This is a genomic window from Psychrobacter sp. UBA2514, from assembly GCF_002341255.1.
In the GTDB taxonomy this organism is placed as follows: Bacteria; Pseudomonadota; Gammaproteobacteria; order Pseudomonadales; family Moraxellaceae; genus Psychrobacter; species Psychrobacter pacificensis.
The window spans coordinates 1-17,306 of sequence record NZ_DDNS01000038.1; the positions used below are offsets into that span (position 1 = coordinate 1).

Sequence of the window (17,306 nt, forward strand, 5' to 3'; positions counted from 1 at the left end):
GCTCCTTATTCCTGATTAGCCCCTTGATACGTTAGTATCAAGGGGCTTTTCTTTGCTTACGATATAGACTTATACTATTCAATTGATAAAAATTATTTTTAAAAGCTTTGAACTATAAAACATAGTTTTTTTTAAATCAAGGATGAAAAATGGATAGTTTTTTGGTTTCTTTAGTTGTAGGAATTAGTAGCAGCCTTTTTGCCACAGCTTTATTTATATTAGTTAGTGAGTTTTTTAGGAGAAAAGTTTTGCCTTGGTATGGCGACAAAATATATAGAGGAGTAAGAATTGATGGAGACTGGGAGGTATGCGAATTTAAGGGAGTAAATCTTAAAGACCTCAAAGATAGTGATGGTTTTATCAAGCTATCCCTTAAGCAAAGTGGTGATGTTGTTGAGGGTATATATTCTCATAAAGGAGGTGATGAAGAAATTGATCAGTATGTGCTTCAAGGTCGTATTAGGGATATGTACTTTCTTGCTACAGCAGTCCCAAAGTCTAATCGACATGTAGATGCTATTACATTACTTCTTTATATAACTAATAGTAAATCGCGACTAATTATGACTGGAGGGCTTACTCATAAAAGTACACCAGGTAAGGTTGACTGCACGTTAGGTGTTGAGTTTCAGTGGAAGAGAACCTAAAAATCCTATACTCTACAATACTTATCACATATTAATTTTATCTATTTTCTGTAATTGAATACATCGGCTGTATTGTATACATAATTTTCTCAATATTTATAAGTTTAGAGATTAATTTTCTACGTGAAAAATTCGAAGTGTTATGTATTTATCACAATTCTAATTCCTAAAACAACTCACCCATCTCAAACTTTTCTTCAAAATCAAATCCTAGCTGCTCATTTTTACGCAGCCGCATGAGCTCGATACGTAGTTTACGTCCTGCGATAAGCCTTAGCACCTCGCGTTGCTGCTCTGTCGTCATATCATGCCATCGTTGGCGCTCGGCTCGACTGCGCAGGCATCCAAAGCAATAGCCTTTTTTATTGCTTTGACAGACACCGATACAAGGGTTGTCAATGTCGAACAGCTCAAACTGTTGATTCATGGCGACTCCATTGCGATTACCGTCATTCCTTTGACTGGTACCGGACGATTATGACCATATTATTATGTCGCAAATATTGACTAATAGTGTGCCGTTTTATTGTTATTATTTTTGTGCATCGGGTGCTATGCTTAGCGTCACTGGTCTATATGAGACAATCATAACAAAATTAATAAGTGAGATGATACGTGAACCTGATTTATATCCATGGACTGGACAGCGATGCAAACTCGACTAAAGGGCTGCTGTTAGAAAAATATTGCCAGCAGTATCATCCTGATATCAATGTACTGCGTCCTGATTTGAATAAATCACCTGCGCAAGTGCGTGAGCAGTTATTGTCATTGGTAGAAGAACTAAGCAGTAGCAAAGACCAACAGACGGGATCGTCCAACACGGTATTGGTCGGTAGCTCATTGGGTGGGTATTTTTCTACCTTAATCAGTAATCAAATAGATTGTCCTGCATTGCTGCTAAATCCTAGCACGCAGCCTCACGTTACGCTACAGCGCTTTTCTGATAATTCAGCATCAAATCAAGATAGTAGTGATGAGTCATCGGATAATAAAGTCCTGCATACGACGGCAGGCGGTTGGCGTATTACGCCGTCAGATTTGCAATGGTTTGCAGATCATCGGATATCTCAAGTTATTTATCCCAATAAAGTTGCTGTACTGCTGAAACAAGGTGATGAGCTATTAAACGCTGAGTTGTCTCAGGCCTTTTATCAAAGTCAGGGCGCATCAGTAACCGTACAAGCAGGAGGAGACCATCGCTTTAGTGACTTTGGTGAGCAGCTACCGATGGTGATAGAGATGCTACGAGAGTTAGTAAGGTCTTAGATAGACGACATTATATGACGTGAACGATGGACTATTGACCTTAACGTCGCTGTTTTTGGTTATAATGGTTTTATAGAGTTAAACGCACATGAATAGTTAAGGATGCATTTGTGAGTCAATATAATGCGCAATCGTTAGAAGTTTTAGAAGGGCTGGAACCCGTACGTCGTCGCCCAGGTATGTATACCGATACTACGCGACCAAACCATTTGGCGCAAGAGGTCATTGATAACTCGGTGGATGAAGCGTTGGCGGGTTATGCCAAAACCATCAAAGTGCAGCTGCATAGTGATGGGTCGCTGTCTGTCGAAGATGATGGGCGCGGTATGCCAACCGATATTCACCCTGAGTTTGGTCAATCAGGGATTGAGTTGATTTTGACCCGTTTGCATGCGGGTGGTAAGTTCTCGACTTCTAATTATGAAGTATCGGGCGGTCTGCATGGTGTAGGTATCTCTGTCGTCAATGCGCTATCTACGCGCGTCGAAGTGACGGTATGGCGTGATAGCACCCAGTTTGATATGGCGTTCGAAAATGGCGCAGCCGTGACGCCGTTGACGGAATCAGTCAGCTCAAACAAACGCAAACGTGGTACCAGAGTGCACTTCTGGGCAGATGGTAGCTTTTTTGATACGCCCAAATTTAATGTTAAACAGCTCAAGCACAACTTGAAAGCCAAAGCGGTTTTGGCCGCGGGACTAACGATTGAGTTCACCGATGATATCAATGATGAAAAGGTCGTTTGGCAATTTACCGATGGGGTTGTCGAGTATCTAAGCGAGCAGCTAGACGGTCTTGAGACACTACCTGAAGCACCGTTTTATTATAATTATGATGCAAAAGCGGGCGAACGTGCGGGTGTGACCTTTGCCTTGTCTTGGCTGCCTGAGGGTGGTACACCGATTCAAGAAAGCTATGTCAACCTGATTCCGACAGCGCAGGGCGGTACCCACGTCAATGGACTGCGTACAGGTATCCTAGAAGCGTTGCGTGAGTTTTGTGATATTCATAATTTATTACCACGCAGTGTGAAGCTAACCGCAGAAGATGTGTGGGATGGGGTGAACTATATCTTATCCCTGAAGTTTTCTGAGCCGCAGTTTTCTGGTCAAACCAAAGAACGTCTCTCTAGCCGCGAAGCTGCAGCCGCTGTACAGACCTTGGCAAAAGATGCCTTTAGCTTGTGGCTAAATCAACATGCGGATATGGGCACGCAGATTGCTGAATTGGCGATTAATAAAGCAGGACGTCGCCTAAAGTCAGCCAAAAAAGTCGCTCGTAAGAAAATCACTCAGGGACCAGCGTTACCGGGAAAATTGGCGGATTGTCGCGGTGATTTGCGCGATGGCGCAGAGCTGTTCCTAGTAGAGGGTGACTCGGCAGGCGGTAGTGCTAAGCAAGCACGTGATCGTCACTATCAAGCGATATTGCCACTGCGGGGTAAGATTTTGAATACATGGGAAGTCTCTTCGGATACGGTACTATCAAGCCAAGAGATTCATGATATTGCTATTGCGATCGGTGTGGATCCTGCCTCTGATGATCTGTCCGAGCTGCGCTATGACAAGATATGTATCTTAGCAGATGCTGATTCTGATGGCCTGCACATTGCGACGCTGATCTGCGCGTTATTTGTGAAGCATTTCCCTGCGCTAGTGGATGCCGGTCATTTATTCGTTGCCATGCCGCCGTTATACCGTGTCGATGTGGGTAAAGAGGTGCATTACGCGCTAGATGAGCCAGAGCTTGCGCATATATTAGCCAAGGTACCGGGCAATAAAAAAGCGCAAATCACCCGCTTTAAAGGACTGGGTGAGATGAGTGCTGAGCAGCTACGTGAGACGACGATGAGCCGCGATACGCGCCGCTTGGTGCAGCTTGATATGGACGATATGGTACTGACCAATGGCATCATGGATATGCTACTCGCGAAAAAACGTGCCGCTGATCGCAAGTCATGGCTTGAGAATAAAGGTAACTTAGCCGATATTGCGTTATAGAGTTACAAAGTTTTTAAACGATTTTCACACAGGGATAAGCGTTAAGCGTTATCCCTTTTTTATGACTAAAATCTAGTCAAGCTATACAGATAAAGCAAAATATAAATAATAAGTTAGTCCGCTCAGGTTAATGCTATGATGGGGTATTCTCATTGTGTAGTGCTATTATGTCCTCAAACCCAAAAACCAGTCCCACTGCTAAACCTACTGCGAACAGACGCTCTAAAGTATTGCCTGAGCTTAATAAAAAAGATCTGGGCAACTTAATCCCTAAGCGCGGCGGTAAACTGACTCCTAAAATAGGTCGTATGCTGATGAAGTCGGCGGGCTGGAAGACCGTAGGCTCTATCCCTAATATCTCACAAGCGGTGGTCTTGGCTGTCCCTCATACCTCCAACATCGACGGGATATATGCGCTACCTTGCTTGTTTGCACTGGATCTCAAAATCAGTATTATGGGCAAGCATACGCTGTTCAAAATACCAGTGCTGGCGCAGCTCATGCGCTGGCTTGGTATCATACCTATTAATCGCGAAGCCAAAGGCTCAGTGCTACAAGCGAGTATCGATAAGTTTAAAAATAATAAGACTTTGTTTTTGGGTTTAGCGCCTGAAGGCACGCGCAAATATACTGACAGCTGGAAAACTGGGTTTTATTACTTGGCAGTAGGAGCCAATGTACCTATCTTACCAGTAGCGTTAGATTATAATACTAAAGAAGTGCGATTTTTGGAGATGGTTTACCCGACGGGTAATATCGAAGAGGATTTGCCAAAGATTTATGCCCAGTACGGCGGGGTAATGCCTTATCATCCTGAGCGGCTCTCACAGCCGCTACAAGATGTTAATCAAGCCTTCTTTAAAGGATAATCGTAGAGTATAGCAGGTTTAGAAATTAGGCTGCCCATTAGATGCGCTGACACCACCATCAACTGGTAGATTTACCCCAGTAATCATCGCCGCATCTTCGCTGGCTAAAAAGGTAATCGCGGCGGCGATATCTTCAGGAGTCACAAAGCGTCCTAGAGGGCAGCGTGCTAAAAATTTATCGACCTTTTCTTGATCTTCTCGCATGTCTTTGGTCATGTTGGTCTTAGTCGCGGTAGGGTTGACCGCATTGACGCGCACACCATCAGGGCCATGATCCATCGCTAACGTACGTGTCAAGTTGGTGACGCCTGCTTTGGCAGCGTTGTAAGCGGCCATGTTCCAATCACCGCCGATACCTGAGAGCGATGAGACATTGACGATATTGCCTTGTGTCTTGATGAGATGCGGCATTGCAGCCTGACAGACATAAAAAGTACCATTTAAATTGACATCAATAGCTGCGTGCCAATCCTCACTAGATAAGTCCGTTATTTTGCCTTCCATACCTTTGCCCGCATTATTGACGACGATATCGAGCTTTTCAAACCTCTCAATCACTCGTTTTACCATTTCTTGTACTTGGCTTTGTACACTAATATCACAGGTGATGGTCATGTAGTTGTCGGTATGAATCCATGTATGATCTTCTGGAAACTGTTTTGCGGTCTCCTCTAAAGTTTCAGAGGTTCGTCCCACTAGTACCACAGTCGCGCCTTCATTAGCGAAACGCAGAGCAGTGGCGCGTCCCATACCTGAGCCGGCTCCAGTGACAATGACGGTTTTTTCTTTAAAACGCTTCATAATGCTCAATCCTTGTTATTATATAGTGCTTATTAAAATTCGATAAACGTACCTGACATTGATACGTGAGCGCAGCTTATAATTATAAGATCTACGCACAAGCATTGCTGCTTTGATATCATCATAACAAGTCATTACGTTGAAAGCGACTGCGTCTGATAGTGCTTATGTAGCGTAATTTTACATTCGTAAAAATGTTGAAATGCTGATGACTATGTTTATAAATATGCCACCATTTTAATCAGCCAAAATGTCATTCATCACATATCATAAGATTATAAAGGGCTAGAATCTGTGTCTCATTCGTCTACTATAATATCCGATGGGGGCTACCTTGCTAGTGAGCTGGCCTGTTACTTACAGACAGCAGCGGTAGACATCGCTCTGGCTGATATGCAGACTACTGAACAGCAATATGATGCTCGCTATAGCGCACGCTCGTATCATTACCAGCTCTCGTCGGGCAAGCTGCAACTGCTGGCACTGACATTATACTTGCCAATGAGTACAAGCTCAGCTGATATTGAGCGAGCACGTATGACTGCTATAAAAGCTGCGCTGGCATGGCATAAATCTTCATTGTCTCAAAATGAACATGTTGCACAGACTCATGATATTTTGGTTTTCGATATTCAGCTGACTGATAATGTAGTAGATGGTCATAAGAAAAATACTGATAGTCAGGACAGCAAGCAATTAAATCACTTGCAACATGCTTTTGGTGCTCGTTATTTTTTGGAGGACTTGGTTGTAGACATGAGTGAGGGCGGGCAGCAATTGCAAGTCTTCAGCTGGCATGACTGGCACTTAATACTGGTTGCGGTACAGACACCCTGTGAGTTATGGCGGTTTTTGAATTATCACTTAGAGCAACTACAATATTCGGCTATCAGCCATGTCCCAAGTTTTGTATCAGAAGAAATGCTAGTCGCTGAATTTTTGCAAAGCGCCTCTTTATTCACACCTGCGATCACAGTAGACAATGCACTTATCAAGTACGACATTCAGGACAAACCTAATCCAGCGTTGGTGGCCATGGCGCTTGCATATAAGAATCAGAGCACGACTGCGCAGATGTACCAACAGCATATGCAGCAGGCAGCCACGCTATGGTCACAGCTCAGTACACAAATGATAGCAGCATATGCTGATAAGCAGACATCTAGTAATGACCAAGAATCATCAACTGAGCCGTTGGGGTTTCGTTGGCAGCAGCAACTATTAGATGAGTCTTTATTTTCGCGTCATGAGCTGATCCGTACGCTATATAGACATCCTAAGCAAAGTAAGACGCTGCAACAAGATGGTTATATCGTACATCAGCATTCCTACGAAACCTTGGGGCGGCATTATGTACTGATATTCTATGGACAAAACGCTCAAGCAAAGAATAGCAAAAATGTTATTCAACCGAATCTAGCAAAAATTGCACAGGATGTTGCGACTCGATTGCCAATAGCAGAGCTGCATCATATCGTTGTACTCGGTATCGACTTTATTACTGAGGCAAATGAAACGTTCATCGATATTGATGTGTGGATTCAGTCAGTGGACGCGATGACGCAAAGAGAGCGACAGCTAACCAAGCAAATACAACAATTAAAGAGCAAAAAGTCGCATCAAAATACGAAAGAGGTAGAGAAGCAAACTGCTCAAAACTCTGAAAGTCATCCTCAATCTGACAAGTTGCCTCAAGTACGTCTAAGCCTTTCTATACCAGCGCGAAAGAAATAATAAGCATGTAACATATTTTGAAAATCGAGCTGAGTATTCTGCTAGAAGCTGCTGTAAGTCTAACTTATACTGACACTCACAAAAAAAGACAGCCTAGGCTGTCTTTTTCTTATCTAAGAGTAGGTAATTATTGATACTTATTTATTGATGTCATCGTTAAGATCATTACCAGGAAGGATTTGATTACTGTTATAGATATCATTGGTATCAGTATCTACGCGAGGAGTGTCAATCACATCAGTGCGCAAATCAGTCGTTGACGTGCTAGCAGCTGAAGGTGTGTTGTCACGAACTGAATCAGCAACTTTTTCTTGCGTTGATGAGCTTGGCTGCAGCGTGGATTTTGCTTTTGCTTCGTCGCGCTCACGATCCATTTTATCTTGCATTTTACGTAGGAAACGTGCGGCTGCTTCTTGACCACCAAGACCAAATGATAGGGCAAAGGCGACGGCGACGGCACCTAGCGTTAGACCAAATGCTAGATTCACGATTGAATCTGCAATACCCATTGCTTTTAGACCCATAGCAAGTACAAGGCCCATAATCAATACACGCACAATGTTTGCTAAGAATTGTGAACCTTGTTCAGAACGCTCAACAACACCTGCAATAATATTGGCAAGCCAAAATCCGATGAACAGGATAATCGCACCTAAGATGATGTTAGCGCCAAATGCGATAAACATCGTAATAATAGCTGAGATAGGCTCGAAACCTAGTAAATCAGCAGCTGCGATAGCAGCAAATAGCATAGCAAAGAAGATAATCGCATAAGCAACTAAGTCAGAGATTCTCTTGTCACCCATAGTCTCTTGCAAGCCAACTTTGGCAGGCATTTGATTGATTTGAGTGTTTTCAAGCAATCCTTTGACGATATTTGCAACCATACGTACAACATAAAAAGTCACAAATAAGATAGCCACTGCCATGAAGATGTTAGGCAATGCTTCCATGATTTTATTCAACATATTGGTCGCAGGGCGAGCAATAACGTCGATTTTTAATGCGTTCAAAGCAGCAATAATCGTTGGGATAATAACCACTAAAAATGCTAGCGAACCGGCAATATTAGGTAGGCTGTTTTGTTCACTTAAGCCAGCTTTCGTCGCTAACTCTTGAACATTAAAAGTAGAAACAAGATTGGTCACAATGCCGCGTACGACTTTGGCAATGATATAACCAACAACAAAGACCACACCAGCGATTAGGATGTTAGGGATAAAGCTGAAGATTTTGTCGACCATATTAGTCAATGGTGCAAACAAACCATCAAGCTCTAGCTGACCGAGTACCATGGTCAAAACAACCAATAAGATGAACCAGTAAACCATATCAGCGATGGTGCTGCTCATTGGTTTTACGCCTGCTTGTGCGCTTAGACGCTCGTCCATTGTCGTTTTAGAAAGCGCCGCATTGATTGCAGTGCGTGCGACAGTGGCGATAACCCAACCAATTACACCAAGCGCGATCGCACCGACGAGGTTAGGGATAAATGCCAATACTTGATTAACCATATTTGCAAATGGCGCCGAGATTGAGTTTAAATTTAGTTGGTTAAGCGCCCCTGAAATAGCAATGATAAAAATAAACCAAAAAACAATCTTGGAGATAATTCCCTCAAGATCGTAAGTTTTACCGGTTGAAGAGTTCATACGTTGATTAAGATTGACTTTAGATAGGACACCGCGCACAAGTGCTGCGATACCAAGTGCGACCAGCCAACCAATGATAAATATCAAGATAGCGCCAATGATAGAACCGATAGGCCCACCAAGATAACCGTTAAAAGATGTATACATTGGGTTCATCTTATCCTCCTTGAATCATTCTATAGGTAACACTCAAAAGTATTGTTATTACAATCACTGTTGAATGAGACAAATATACAGATAGTTTATTATAAATAGTGTCTTTAAATTGAGTTATGGGAAGATATTATCATTTTCGAATATTCGAATAAAAGTAATTATCAAAAGTATCAGGCTGGTTTTTAGTTATCGCTTTGCTACTGACAATCATATATCAATGATAAATACCAACATTCGATTACTTATCTCCTTACCTAATTTAGCTTAGCCTATGTATTGATGGATTTAAAGATAGAAAGCTTTACCTGCCACTATATTTGTGTGATAACTTGTTATTATAATAGGAAATATTAACACAGACTGTACATTCGCCCGATAATTTCATGTAAAGCGTGGTTCCCAAAACTAAGATTTGTTATTATAGAGCAATGTGACATCTCGCCACTATTCTTACAATCAGAGAGTAATCTATGAAAAAAATCACTACTTTAAGCATTAGTGCCCTTGCTAGTGCTATGTTGTTAATGACAGGCTGTAGCACCAATAACGGCAGTCAAGAAACAGCTGCTCAAAGCGTTTCTATCACAGAGCAAAGCTCAGCAAGTGAAAAAGTGGGCTATAGCTTAGGATTCATGATGGCAGAAGGCAATAAAGAAGCTGTCAAAGATTTGAACCTGGATACTTTTGAAAAAGGTTTCCGTGATGGTTACGAAGGCAATGATTCAGCATTGACCCAAGAGCAAATGCAAGAAGTATTGATGACGTATCAAAAAGAGCAAGAAGAGCAGTTCGCAAAAGACATGCAAACCAAAGCAACAGAAAATAAAACTGCTGGCACAGCATTCTTAGCAGAAAATGCGAAAAAAGAAGGCGTGAAGCAAACGGATTCTGGCCTGCAATATAAAGTATTGAAAGAAGGTACAGGTAAATCGCCAAAAGCAACTGACGTGGTGGAAGTGAACTACGAAGGTAAATTGATCGATGGTACCGTATTTGACAGCTCATATGAGCGTGGTGAGCCAATTGAGTTCCCACTAAACCAAGTAATCGCTGGCTGGACGGAAGGTCTACAGTTGATGAAAGAGGGCGGCAAGTACGAGTTCTATATCCCATCAGACATCGCCTATGGCGAAGCGGGTAACGCTGGTATCGAGCCAAATAGCACGCTTATCTTTACGGTTGAGCTATTAAAAGTAAAGTAATGCGCGGCTGAAGCATTCATCTATAAAAAAAGCCTTCATAATGATTATGAAGGCTTTTTTATGCGCAGAGGTTTTATATCAGTTTGTCTATAAATTATAGGTTTTTTTGAAAGACTTTAGAGTTGCGACCATTGTGGTACTTCTCCAGACGTGCTGCTGGTAAGGCACTTGCCTCAACTTCCGCAAAGCCTTGCTCAACGAACCAATGGGCGGTACGCGTGGTCAGTACAAACAGTTTATGTAGACCATGGCTGCGCGCTTGCTGCTCTAAAAACGCGAGCAAATCAGCACCGCGGCTACCATTGCGATATTCAGGACGTACGGCAACACAAGCGACTTCTGCGGACTCTGCGTCTAGCGTATGCAAGGCTGCACAACCCAAAATCATACCATCACGTTCGATGACGCTATAGTTGTCGATTTCTTGCTCTAAGCGTTCACGTGAGCGGCTGACTAAGATACCTTGCTCTTCTAGAGGGGATAACAGCTCGATAAGGCCAACGACGTCATCGATATTGGCACGGCGAATTTCTTCGTAAGGATCATGGCTAATTAGCGTACCAGAACCGTCACGAGTGAATAATTCTTCTAATAATGCACCGTTTTTGGCATAGGAGATGATATGCGTGCGATGGACACCTTGACGGCAAGCCAAGCTTGCGCAGTTCAAGAAATAATTGATTTCACAGTTCAAATCACGGTCACGTAAGAAGCGATCCACTTCGTTAGGAATCATCTCATGTAGCAAACGATCACCATCATTGATACCTGCTTCTTCGCCTAAAAATATCAGCTTATCAGCACCCAGCTCTACTGCGGCGCTAAGTGCAACGTCTTCAGCGAGCAAATTGAACACTTCACCTGTCGCAGAGTAGCCCATCGAGCCCAATATCACGATGTGGTCATGCAGTAGGTTGTTTTTGATGGCCTCAACGTCAATAGAGCGCACTTCACCCGTCATTTGATAATCAATGCCTTCACGAATGCCATAAGGGCGCGCCGTGACAAAATTGCCTGAGATGGCGTCAATACGTGAGCCGTACATCGGCGAATTGGCCAGTCCCATCGACAGCTGTGCTTCGATCTGTAAGCGAATTGCGCCAACCGCTTGCAGGATAGCGGGCATTGCGGCACGCGGCGTGATACGAATGTCTTGATGCAGCGGAGATTCAATATTGTCGTCTTTTAGGTTTTTTTCGATCTGCGGTCGCGCCCCGTGTACCAGTACCAGCTTGATACCCAAACTATGGAGCAAGGCAAAGTCATGAATCAGCGTGCTGAAGTTAGGATGATTGACCGCTTCACCGCCAAACATAATCACGAAAGTCTTACCGCGATGCGTATTAATGTATGGGGCAGAGTTACGGAACCAATGGACGTATTCAGGGTTAATCTGTGGCATGGAACTAGTAGTCATAATGGGAGCAGTAGTCGTTAGAATAAGAAAAAGGGCGTAGCAAAAAAATGCCTAACGCTAAAGATTTACCATAGCAAAAAACGCGGTTATGAGCTATCTTTTATTTCAGCTGTGTTGAGGTCTTTTTATTGCCCATCGGTGATATACACAACCTCAACACGGGGTTAATGTACCCACAAATGCTTTTTGCTATGCTAAGCGCTATTGCTTTACTGTCAATGAACGAAGATAATCAATAAAAATAATGAATCTGATTCTTTTAATTATTGACTATGTGTTAAGAAAACTCAGTTTTTGCCATCTGTGCTTTACCGATATATCAATCAGGGATAATGAGAATTATGAAAAAAAGTAACCAATTTGCTAGCCCATTTAGTGCTTGGAGCGGTCATCGCTTATTTCACGTTGTTGCCGGTACGCTCATCGGTGCGATGGTAGTCACGCAGGCATCTGCCATGCTGCCGACACCAGAGCAAGCAGTTGATAGCTCAATGGCAGTTCAAGCCAATACAAATGCGAGCAGCAACTCAAGTGCCCAAGCGGTTAATAGTAAAATCACAGCATCGTTGGTCAGTGTTGATGCCAATGGACAAGAAGTACTCGTCCCTGTCGATACAAATACTCGTTTGCAATCAGGTAACGTATTGGAGTATCAAGGCTACTTTACCAACACCAATGCCGATCGCGTCCGTAAGATGACGGTCACCATGAGTATTCCGGATCAAGTAGAATTGCTTGGTACAGTGGCACCTGAGTTCCCATATGGGAGTGTCGATGGCAACAACTTCGCCCGTATGCCACTACGTACCAAGGTAGACAATCAACTACAAGATGTGGCACTAAAATACTATAAAGCGGTTCGTTGGGATCTTGAAGGTGTCGGTTTGAACGACACCGTTGCAGTGAAATATCGCGCGCGCGTAAAGTAACGCTAAGACTTTTATAGTAAAAGTTCGTCAGATAATGATGTTTATTATTGATAAAGCACCACCGTTTATAACCGTGGTGCTTTTTTATGCATTGGATTTAATGTCGCTTAACTCTTGTGATGAGTACGCAATAAAGTTAATTAAAGCGTCGCATATTTGCTAGTAGATTTCTCTCGAATCAGCTGTTTGATGGCGTTAATTTTTGGCGTCGTGGCTTGTGCACCTGCTTTTATCAGCGCACGACGCTGCCTGGTATCTATTGAGCTATTACGACCGACATTAGGCGTAATGACAATGTCCGCGCGATCTCGTTCGCGGCTTATTGATGGGGAGCGATTGGTAGGGGATACGATATTGGTTTCGAGAAAGCCCCAAAAGTCGCTTAATGAGCTGATGGTTAACGCTCTATTATCAGTAGGCCCATTAACTTGAGCGGCAGTCACATCAACAGCAATAACAATATCAGCGCCCAAGTCGCGTGCGCTGTCAACGGGTACGAGGCTGACCACGCCACCGTCAATATATTTTTTGCCGACTTTTTCTGGAATACGTGGGGCAATAAAAATATTGGGCACGCTACAGGATGCTTGGACAGCAAGCCCTGCGTTACCTGTGGTAAAGACGGCTTTTTTTAGGGTGTTTTTTTCTGCTGCAACGGCGGCAAAGGCAATTGGAAAGTCTTCTATGACTTGTCCGCGAACTTTTTCATTCACAAAGTTTTTGAGTTTGATGCCTTCGACAAAGCCTTGATTAGACAACGTAAAGTCCGTCAACTGGCTATCGGTGGTGGTCAGTGCCAACTGCTCAAGCTGTAACGGCGTGTATCCACTGGCATACAGGCTACCGATTAAACTGCCGACACTCGTGCCGACGATCAGGGTAGGTTTGATGCCATTCTCTTCCAATGCCTTTATCACACCCACGTGGGCAAACCCTTTGGCACCGCCGCCACCCAAGACCAATGCGACGCTAGGTAACTCCACGATAGGCTCTGGCGTTTTAGGTGTTTGAGCAGTGGGTGTTAGGGTACTGCAAGCACTGACGCATAACCCAGCTACGGCAAACATGCTAAGACGTAATATACTTAAACCTTGATGAGACGGTCGATATAGAGCAGAGTCTGACATAAAAAACACCTTATAAAATGACCGTGGTTTATAAAAACCATGATGCAGAAAAACCATGTTGTAGAAAATAAGACAGCTACTATTTATATAATAGATGTAAACAAGTTGTCTTAAAGGGTTTTGCAGTCATGACGGAATAGCTTAGCATAAGTCATTGACTGTTCAGCTATAATGAGATGAATCGATATTTATATTTTGCTGTTTTTACGGGTCATTTTATGACAATCTTTCTTAGGTGAGTTATATTTAAAACAGCCGATGACATAGATAAAAATAATAAATAACCTTGTTAGGATCTTTGATGCCAGTATCGATGAATGTTTCTTCAGCCAATTCAGCAGACCATATAAGGTCTGACTTGCCACTCTCGGCGTTAGATATGCCAGTGACAGCGTTGGCAGGTGTTGGGACAAAGGTAGCTGAGCAATTGGCACAATTGAATATCAAGCGGATATTTGATTTGCTACTGCATTTGCCGCGTGATTATGAAGATCGCAGTCGACTGGTATCAATCGCAGAAGTGGCGCACGGACAGTCGGCTATGATTACCGGACGTGTGGTCCATGTCGATACTAAACGTAGCGGCATGACCGTAACTGTGGATGATGATACGGGCACCATAGCTTTGCGGTTTTTTAAAGTCTATCGCGGCCTTGCGCAGACCATGAATGTGGGGACGCGATTACAGCTGTTTGGTGAAGTCAAAGTCAGTCGTTACGGCAAACAAATACACCATCCTGAATATCAAGTTATCACAGATAATATAGCTACGACTGATACGGGTCTACAGCCCATTTATCCTAGTGTGAAAGGCTTACACCAAAATAAGCTACGGACTTTGATCAAACTGGCCCTGCAAACAGTTCGTAGTCAGGGTCTACCGATGACGTTGTTTACGAAGGAGGATTTTGCCGTCGTGGCTGACTTACCATTAGTACCTTTTGAGCCAGCCAAATCTGTACTGCTAGAGACAGAGTTTCCAGAAGATATTTTTTCGACATTGGCGCGAAGTGTGCCTGATCATGTGATTGGTAATAGTGTGAATAGGCCTACTACGTCCATTTATGACGTCAATAATGATAGCCATAGCGCAGCTGCTCGCATCGCTCATAGCAATGTTTATAACTTAACGATATTTGAAGCGCTAGTACTGCTGCATACACCGCCGACTTATACCAACGCAAGTCAGCAATATAAGCTGTTGACCCAACTGACGGCGCGTACTCATGCTGCCTGTCAGCGCTTGATTATCGAAGAGTTAACCGCCCATCAGCTCAGCTTGTTGTACCGTCGTCAGCAGCTGCATCAGCACAAAGCACCCAAATGTACGACCCACAGTCCGCTAGCTGATAAGCTGTTTGGTGCATTGCCGTTTGATCTAACAGGTGCACAAAAACGAGTGATGAAAGACATCACGACTGATATGGCAACCTCTATCCCAATGCTACGACTGGTACAAGGTGATGTGGGCGCTGGCAAGACGTTGGTTGCAGCAGGAGCGGCGGGTTATGCGCTTGATAGTGGTTGGCAGGTGGCAGTCATGGCGCCGACTGAGATTTTAGCAGAGCAGCACCTCGTGAACTTTAAGCAATGGTTTGAGCCGCTAGGTATCGGTGTGGGTTGGCTTGCGGGTAAGCAAACTGCCAAACAGCGCCGCGAAGCATTGGAAGCGGTTGCGGAAAACACGGTACAAATTGTCGTTGGTACGCATGCCTTGTTTCAAGAGCAAGTACAGTTTGCCAAGCTAGGGCTCGTGATCATTGATGAGCAGCATCGATTTGGCGTTGAGCAGCGTATGGCATTGACCAATAAAGGCGTGGCCAATAGCACACCGCATCAGCTAATCATGACCGCTACCCCGATTCCGCGAACGCTTGCCATGAGCGTTTATGGCGATATGGACACCTCCATTATTGATGAGTTGCCGCCAGGGCGTACCCCCATTACCACGGTGACCATCGATCGCAATCGCCGCGATGAGGTGATCGAACGTATTGCCGTGAATTGCGAGGCAGGCAGGCAAGCTTATTGGGTGTGCTCCTTAGTCGAGGCGTCTAGCGTGCTCGATGCACAAGCAGCTGAAGCCACGTATGAAGATTTAAATGAGCGCTTAGACATTCGCATTGGCTTAGTACACGGCAAAATGAAGTCTGCGGATAAACAAGCCATCATGCAGGCGTTCAAGGCGGGTGATTTGGATTTGTTAATTGCCACAACCGTGATTGAGGTGGGGGTCGATGTACCCAATGCCTCACTCATGGTGATCGAAAATGCGGAGCGTCTAGGGCTTTCACAATTGCATCAGCTTCGCGGGCGCGTCGGGCGCGGCTCAACCAAGAGCTTTTGTGTGTTGTTATACCAAAAACCGTTATCAGAAACAGGCACAGAGCGTTTGAACGTGCTACGTGATAGCACCGATGGTTTTGTTATCGCTCAAAAAGACTTAGAGCTGCGCGGGCCGGGTGAACTGCTCGGTAAACGTCAGACAGGCAATATTGGCTATTGTTTGGCCGATCTTATCCGTGATGAGCAGTTATTTGCGATTGCGCAGCGTTTGGCCAAGCACTTGATTGCAGACCCTACCAGAAAAGCGGATGTCAGCCAACTGATTCACCGCTGGATGCCTGAGGCGAGTCGTTATACCAATGCTTAAAAGGGCTATTATTATATACCGTTTGGATATCTAAAACGTTTGACTCAATCAATTGATTGATTAATAATGACCCATGACAAAATTATCTGAAATTGACTTTGAAACCGCGCTTGATCGAGTCGAATCTGAACCTAGTAGTAGCGCCGCCTCTATTTTACGATGCGCCGAAGCGCTGTTTTCGGCTAAAGGCTTTAAAGCGGTTACTACTCGAGATATTGCCAAGGCTTCTGGCAAGAATATTTCCACCATTCACTTTCACTGGCAAAGCAAACGGTCGCTGTATGAAGCGGTATGTAGAATGCATGCTCGTCAGCTGTTGGCTTTTGTGTCTCAAACAGAAGCCGCGATTGCAGATAGTACACTTGAGCCCGCCCAAGCGTTAGAGCAGTGGATCGATAAAACTTTGGATTTACTGATTGAGAATCCAGCGATTGCTAAGCTAGCGTCACAGAATATCTCAGTACAAAATAACCCAGAAATGGTGACTTTGTTTGAACATGACATTCAAGTATTGGCGCGGTTTCAAGGCTATCTGTCTACATTTCTTGGTCCAACTGACGATCATACTAAGCCATTGCGCCTGTTCACCTTGCTTTATTTTACCATCGGTATGTTTACAGACTCGTCACTACAACAAGCCACGCTTGGCGGGTCGGTTTATGAGCAACCAGAGTTACAACAACAGCTTAAATCGTTTGCAAAAAATCTCGCAATGAGCTTGCTACAAAGAAATAGCGCACTAACCACTAATTCATAAGCTGTTCTGACTAGTGGCTGTCCAGTAATTGTTTTTGAGTAATGGTTTAAGTGAGCGTTTAAGCGCTGCTTTTATTATTATCCGTATTTATAG

General features: G+C 43.9%; 14 protein-coding genes. 9 read left to right on the plus strand and 5 right to left on the minus strand.

Annotation, left to right across the window (positions count from 1 at the left end):
• The first annotated feature begins 149 nt into the window (after positions 1-149).
• The gene (locus B3V51_RS09975) at positions 150-647 is read left to right on the plus strand and encodes a hypothetical protein (RefSeq protein ID WP_186474997.1); all 498 of its coding nucleotides are present in this window, start codon (positions 150-152) and stop codon (positions 645-647) included.
• 166 nt (positions 648-813) lie between these two features.
• Here B3V51_RS09975 and B3V51_RS09980 read toward each other — a convergent pair whose 3' ends face one another.
• Positions 814-1,074: a DUF1289 domain-containing protein gene (locus tag B3V51_RS09980; RefSeq protein ID WP_071002718.1), complete on the minus strand. Its 261-nt coding sequence runs from the start codon at positions 1,072-1,074 to the stop codon at positions 814-816.
• 188 nt (positions 1,075-1,262) lie between these two features.
• Between B3V51_RS09980 and B3V51_RS09985 the strand changes: the two genes are divergently transcribed.
• From B3V51_RS09985 to B3V51_RS09995, 3 genes are all read left to right on the plus strand, one after another.
• Complete coding sequence (locus B3V51_RS09985; RefSeq protein WP_186474996.1) at positions 1,263-1,916, plus strand: YqiA/YcfP family alpha/beta fold hydrolase; 654 nt, start codon at positions 1,263-1,265, stop codon at positions 1,914-1,916.
• A 110-nt stretch (positions 1,917-2,026) separates the two neighbouring features.
• Positions 2,027-3,916, plus strand: a complete 1,890-nt coding sequence (gene parE / locus B3V51_RS09990; RefSeq protein WP_186474995.1) for a DNA topoisomerase IV subunit B — start codon at positions 2,027-2,029, stop codon at positions 3,914-3,916.
• Positions 3,917-4,083: 167 nt separating this feature from the next.
• Positions 4,084-4,785 (plus strand): lysophospholipid acyltransferase family protein, encoded by a 702-nt coding sequence (locus B3V51_RS09995; protein ID WP_093070053.1) that lies wholly within the window; start codon positions 4,084-4,086, stop codon positions 4,783-4,785.
• Positions 4,786-4,803: 18 nt separating this feature from the next.
• Here the strand turns inward: B3V51_RS09995 and B3V51_RS10000 are convergent, their stop codons facing one another.
• Complete coding sequence (locus B3V51_RS10000; protein ID WP_093070056.1) at positions 4,804-5,586, minus strand: SDR family NAD(P)-dependent oxidoreductase; 783 nt, start codon at positions 5,584-5,586, stop codon at positions 4,804-4,806.
• Positions 5,587-5,880: 294 nt separating this feature from the next.
• Here B3V51_RS10000 and B3V51_RS10005 point away from each other — a divergent pair, with 294 nt between their 5' ends.
• Entirely contained in the window at positions 5,881-7,320 is a 1,440-nt protein-coding gene (locus B3V51_RS10005; protein ID WP_286708347.1) for a hypothetical protein, read from the plus strand.
• A 137-nt stretch (positions 7,321-7,457) separates the two neighbouring features.
• Here B3V51_RS10005 and B3V51_RS10010 read toward each other — a convergent pair whose 3' ends face one another.
• On the minus strand, positions 7,458-9,128 hold the full coding sequence (locus B3V51_RS10010) for a mechanosensitive ion channel (RefSeq protein WP_286708348.1): 1,671 nt from the start codon (positions 9,126-9,128) through the stop codon (positions 7,458-7,460).
• A gap of 470 nt (positions 9,129-9,598) precedes the next feature.
• Here B3V51_RS10010 and B3V51_RS10015 point away from each other — a divergent pair, with 470 nt between their 5' ends.
• Entirely contained in the window at positions 9,599-10,330 is a 732-nt protein-coding gene (locus B3V51_RS10015) for an FKBP-type peptidyl-prolyl cis-trans isomerase (RefSeq protein ID WP_058025059.1), read from the plus strand.
• A 94-nt stretch (positions 10,331-10,424) separates the two neighbouring features.
• On the opposite strand, the gene argA is transcribed toward B3V51_RS10015, so the two are convergent.
• On the minus strand, positions 10,425-11,747 hold the full coding sequence (gene argA, locus B3V51_RS10020) for an amino-acid N-acetyltransferase (protein WP_071002725.1): 1,323 nt from the start codon (positions 11,745-11,747) through the stop codon (positions 10,425-10,427).
• A 341-nt stretch (positions 11,748-12,088) separates the two neighbouring features.
• Between argA and B3V51_RS10025 the strand changes: the two genes are divergently transcribed.
• The gene (locus B3V51_RS10025; RefSeq protein WP_058025061.1) at positions 12,089-12,676 is read left to right on the plus strand and encodes a hypothetical protein; all 588 of its coding nucleotides are present in this window, start codon (positions 12,089-12,091) and stop codon (positions 12,674-12,676) included.
• Positions 12,677-12,816: 140 nt separating this feature from the next.
• On the opposite strand, the gene B3V51_RS10030 is transcribed toward B3V51_RS10025, so the two are convergent.
• Positions 12,817-13,803, minus strand: coding sequence for a patatin-like phospholipase family protein (locus B3V51_RS10030; protein ID WP_093070063.1), 987 nt, complete (start codon positions 13,801-13,803; stop codon positions 12,817-12,819).
• A gap of 301 nt (positions 13,804-14,104) precedes the next feature.
• Here B3V51_RS10030 and recG point away from each other — a divergent pair, with 301 nt between their 5' ends.
• Positions 14,105-16,456: an ATP-dependent DNA helicase RecG gene (gene recG, locus B3V51_RS10035; RefSeq protein ID WP_093070065.1), complete on the plus strand. Its 2,352-nt coding sequence runs from the start codon at positions 14,105-14,107 to the stop codon at positions 16,454-16,456.
• Between the two features lie 73 nt (positions 16,457-16,529).
• Positions 16,530-17,213 (plus strand): TetR/AcrR family transcriptional regulator, encoded by a 684-nt coding sequence (locus B3V51_RS10040; RefSeq protein ID WP_071002728.1) that lies wholly within the window; start codon positions 16,530-16,532, stop codon positions 17,211-17,213.
• Positions 17,214-17,306 lie beyond the last annotated feature (93 nt).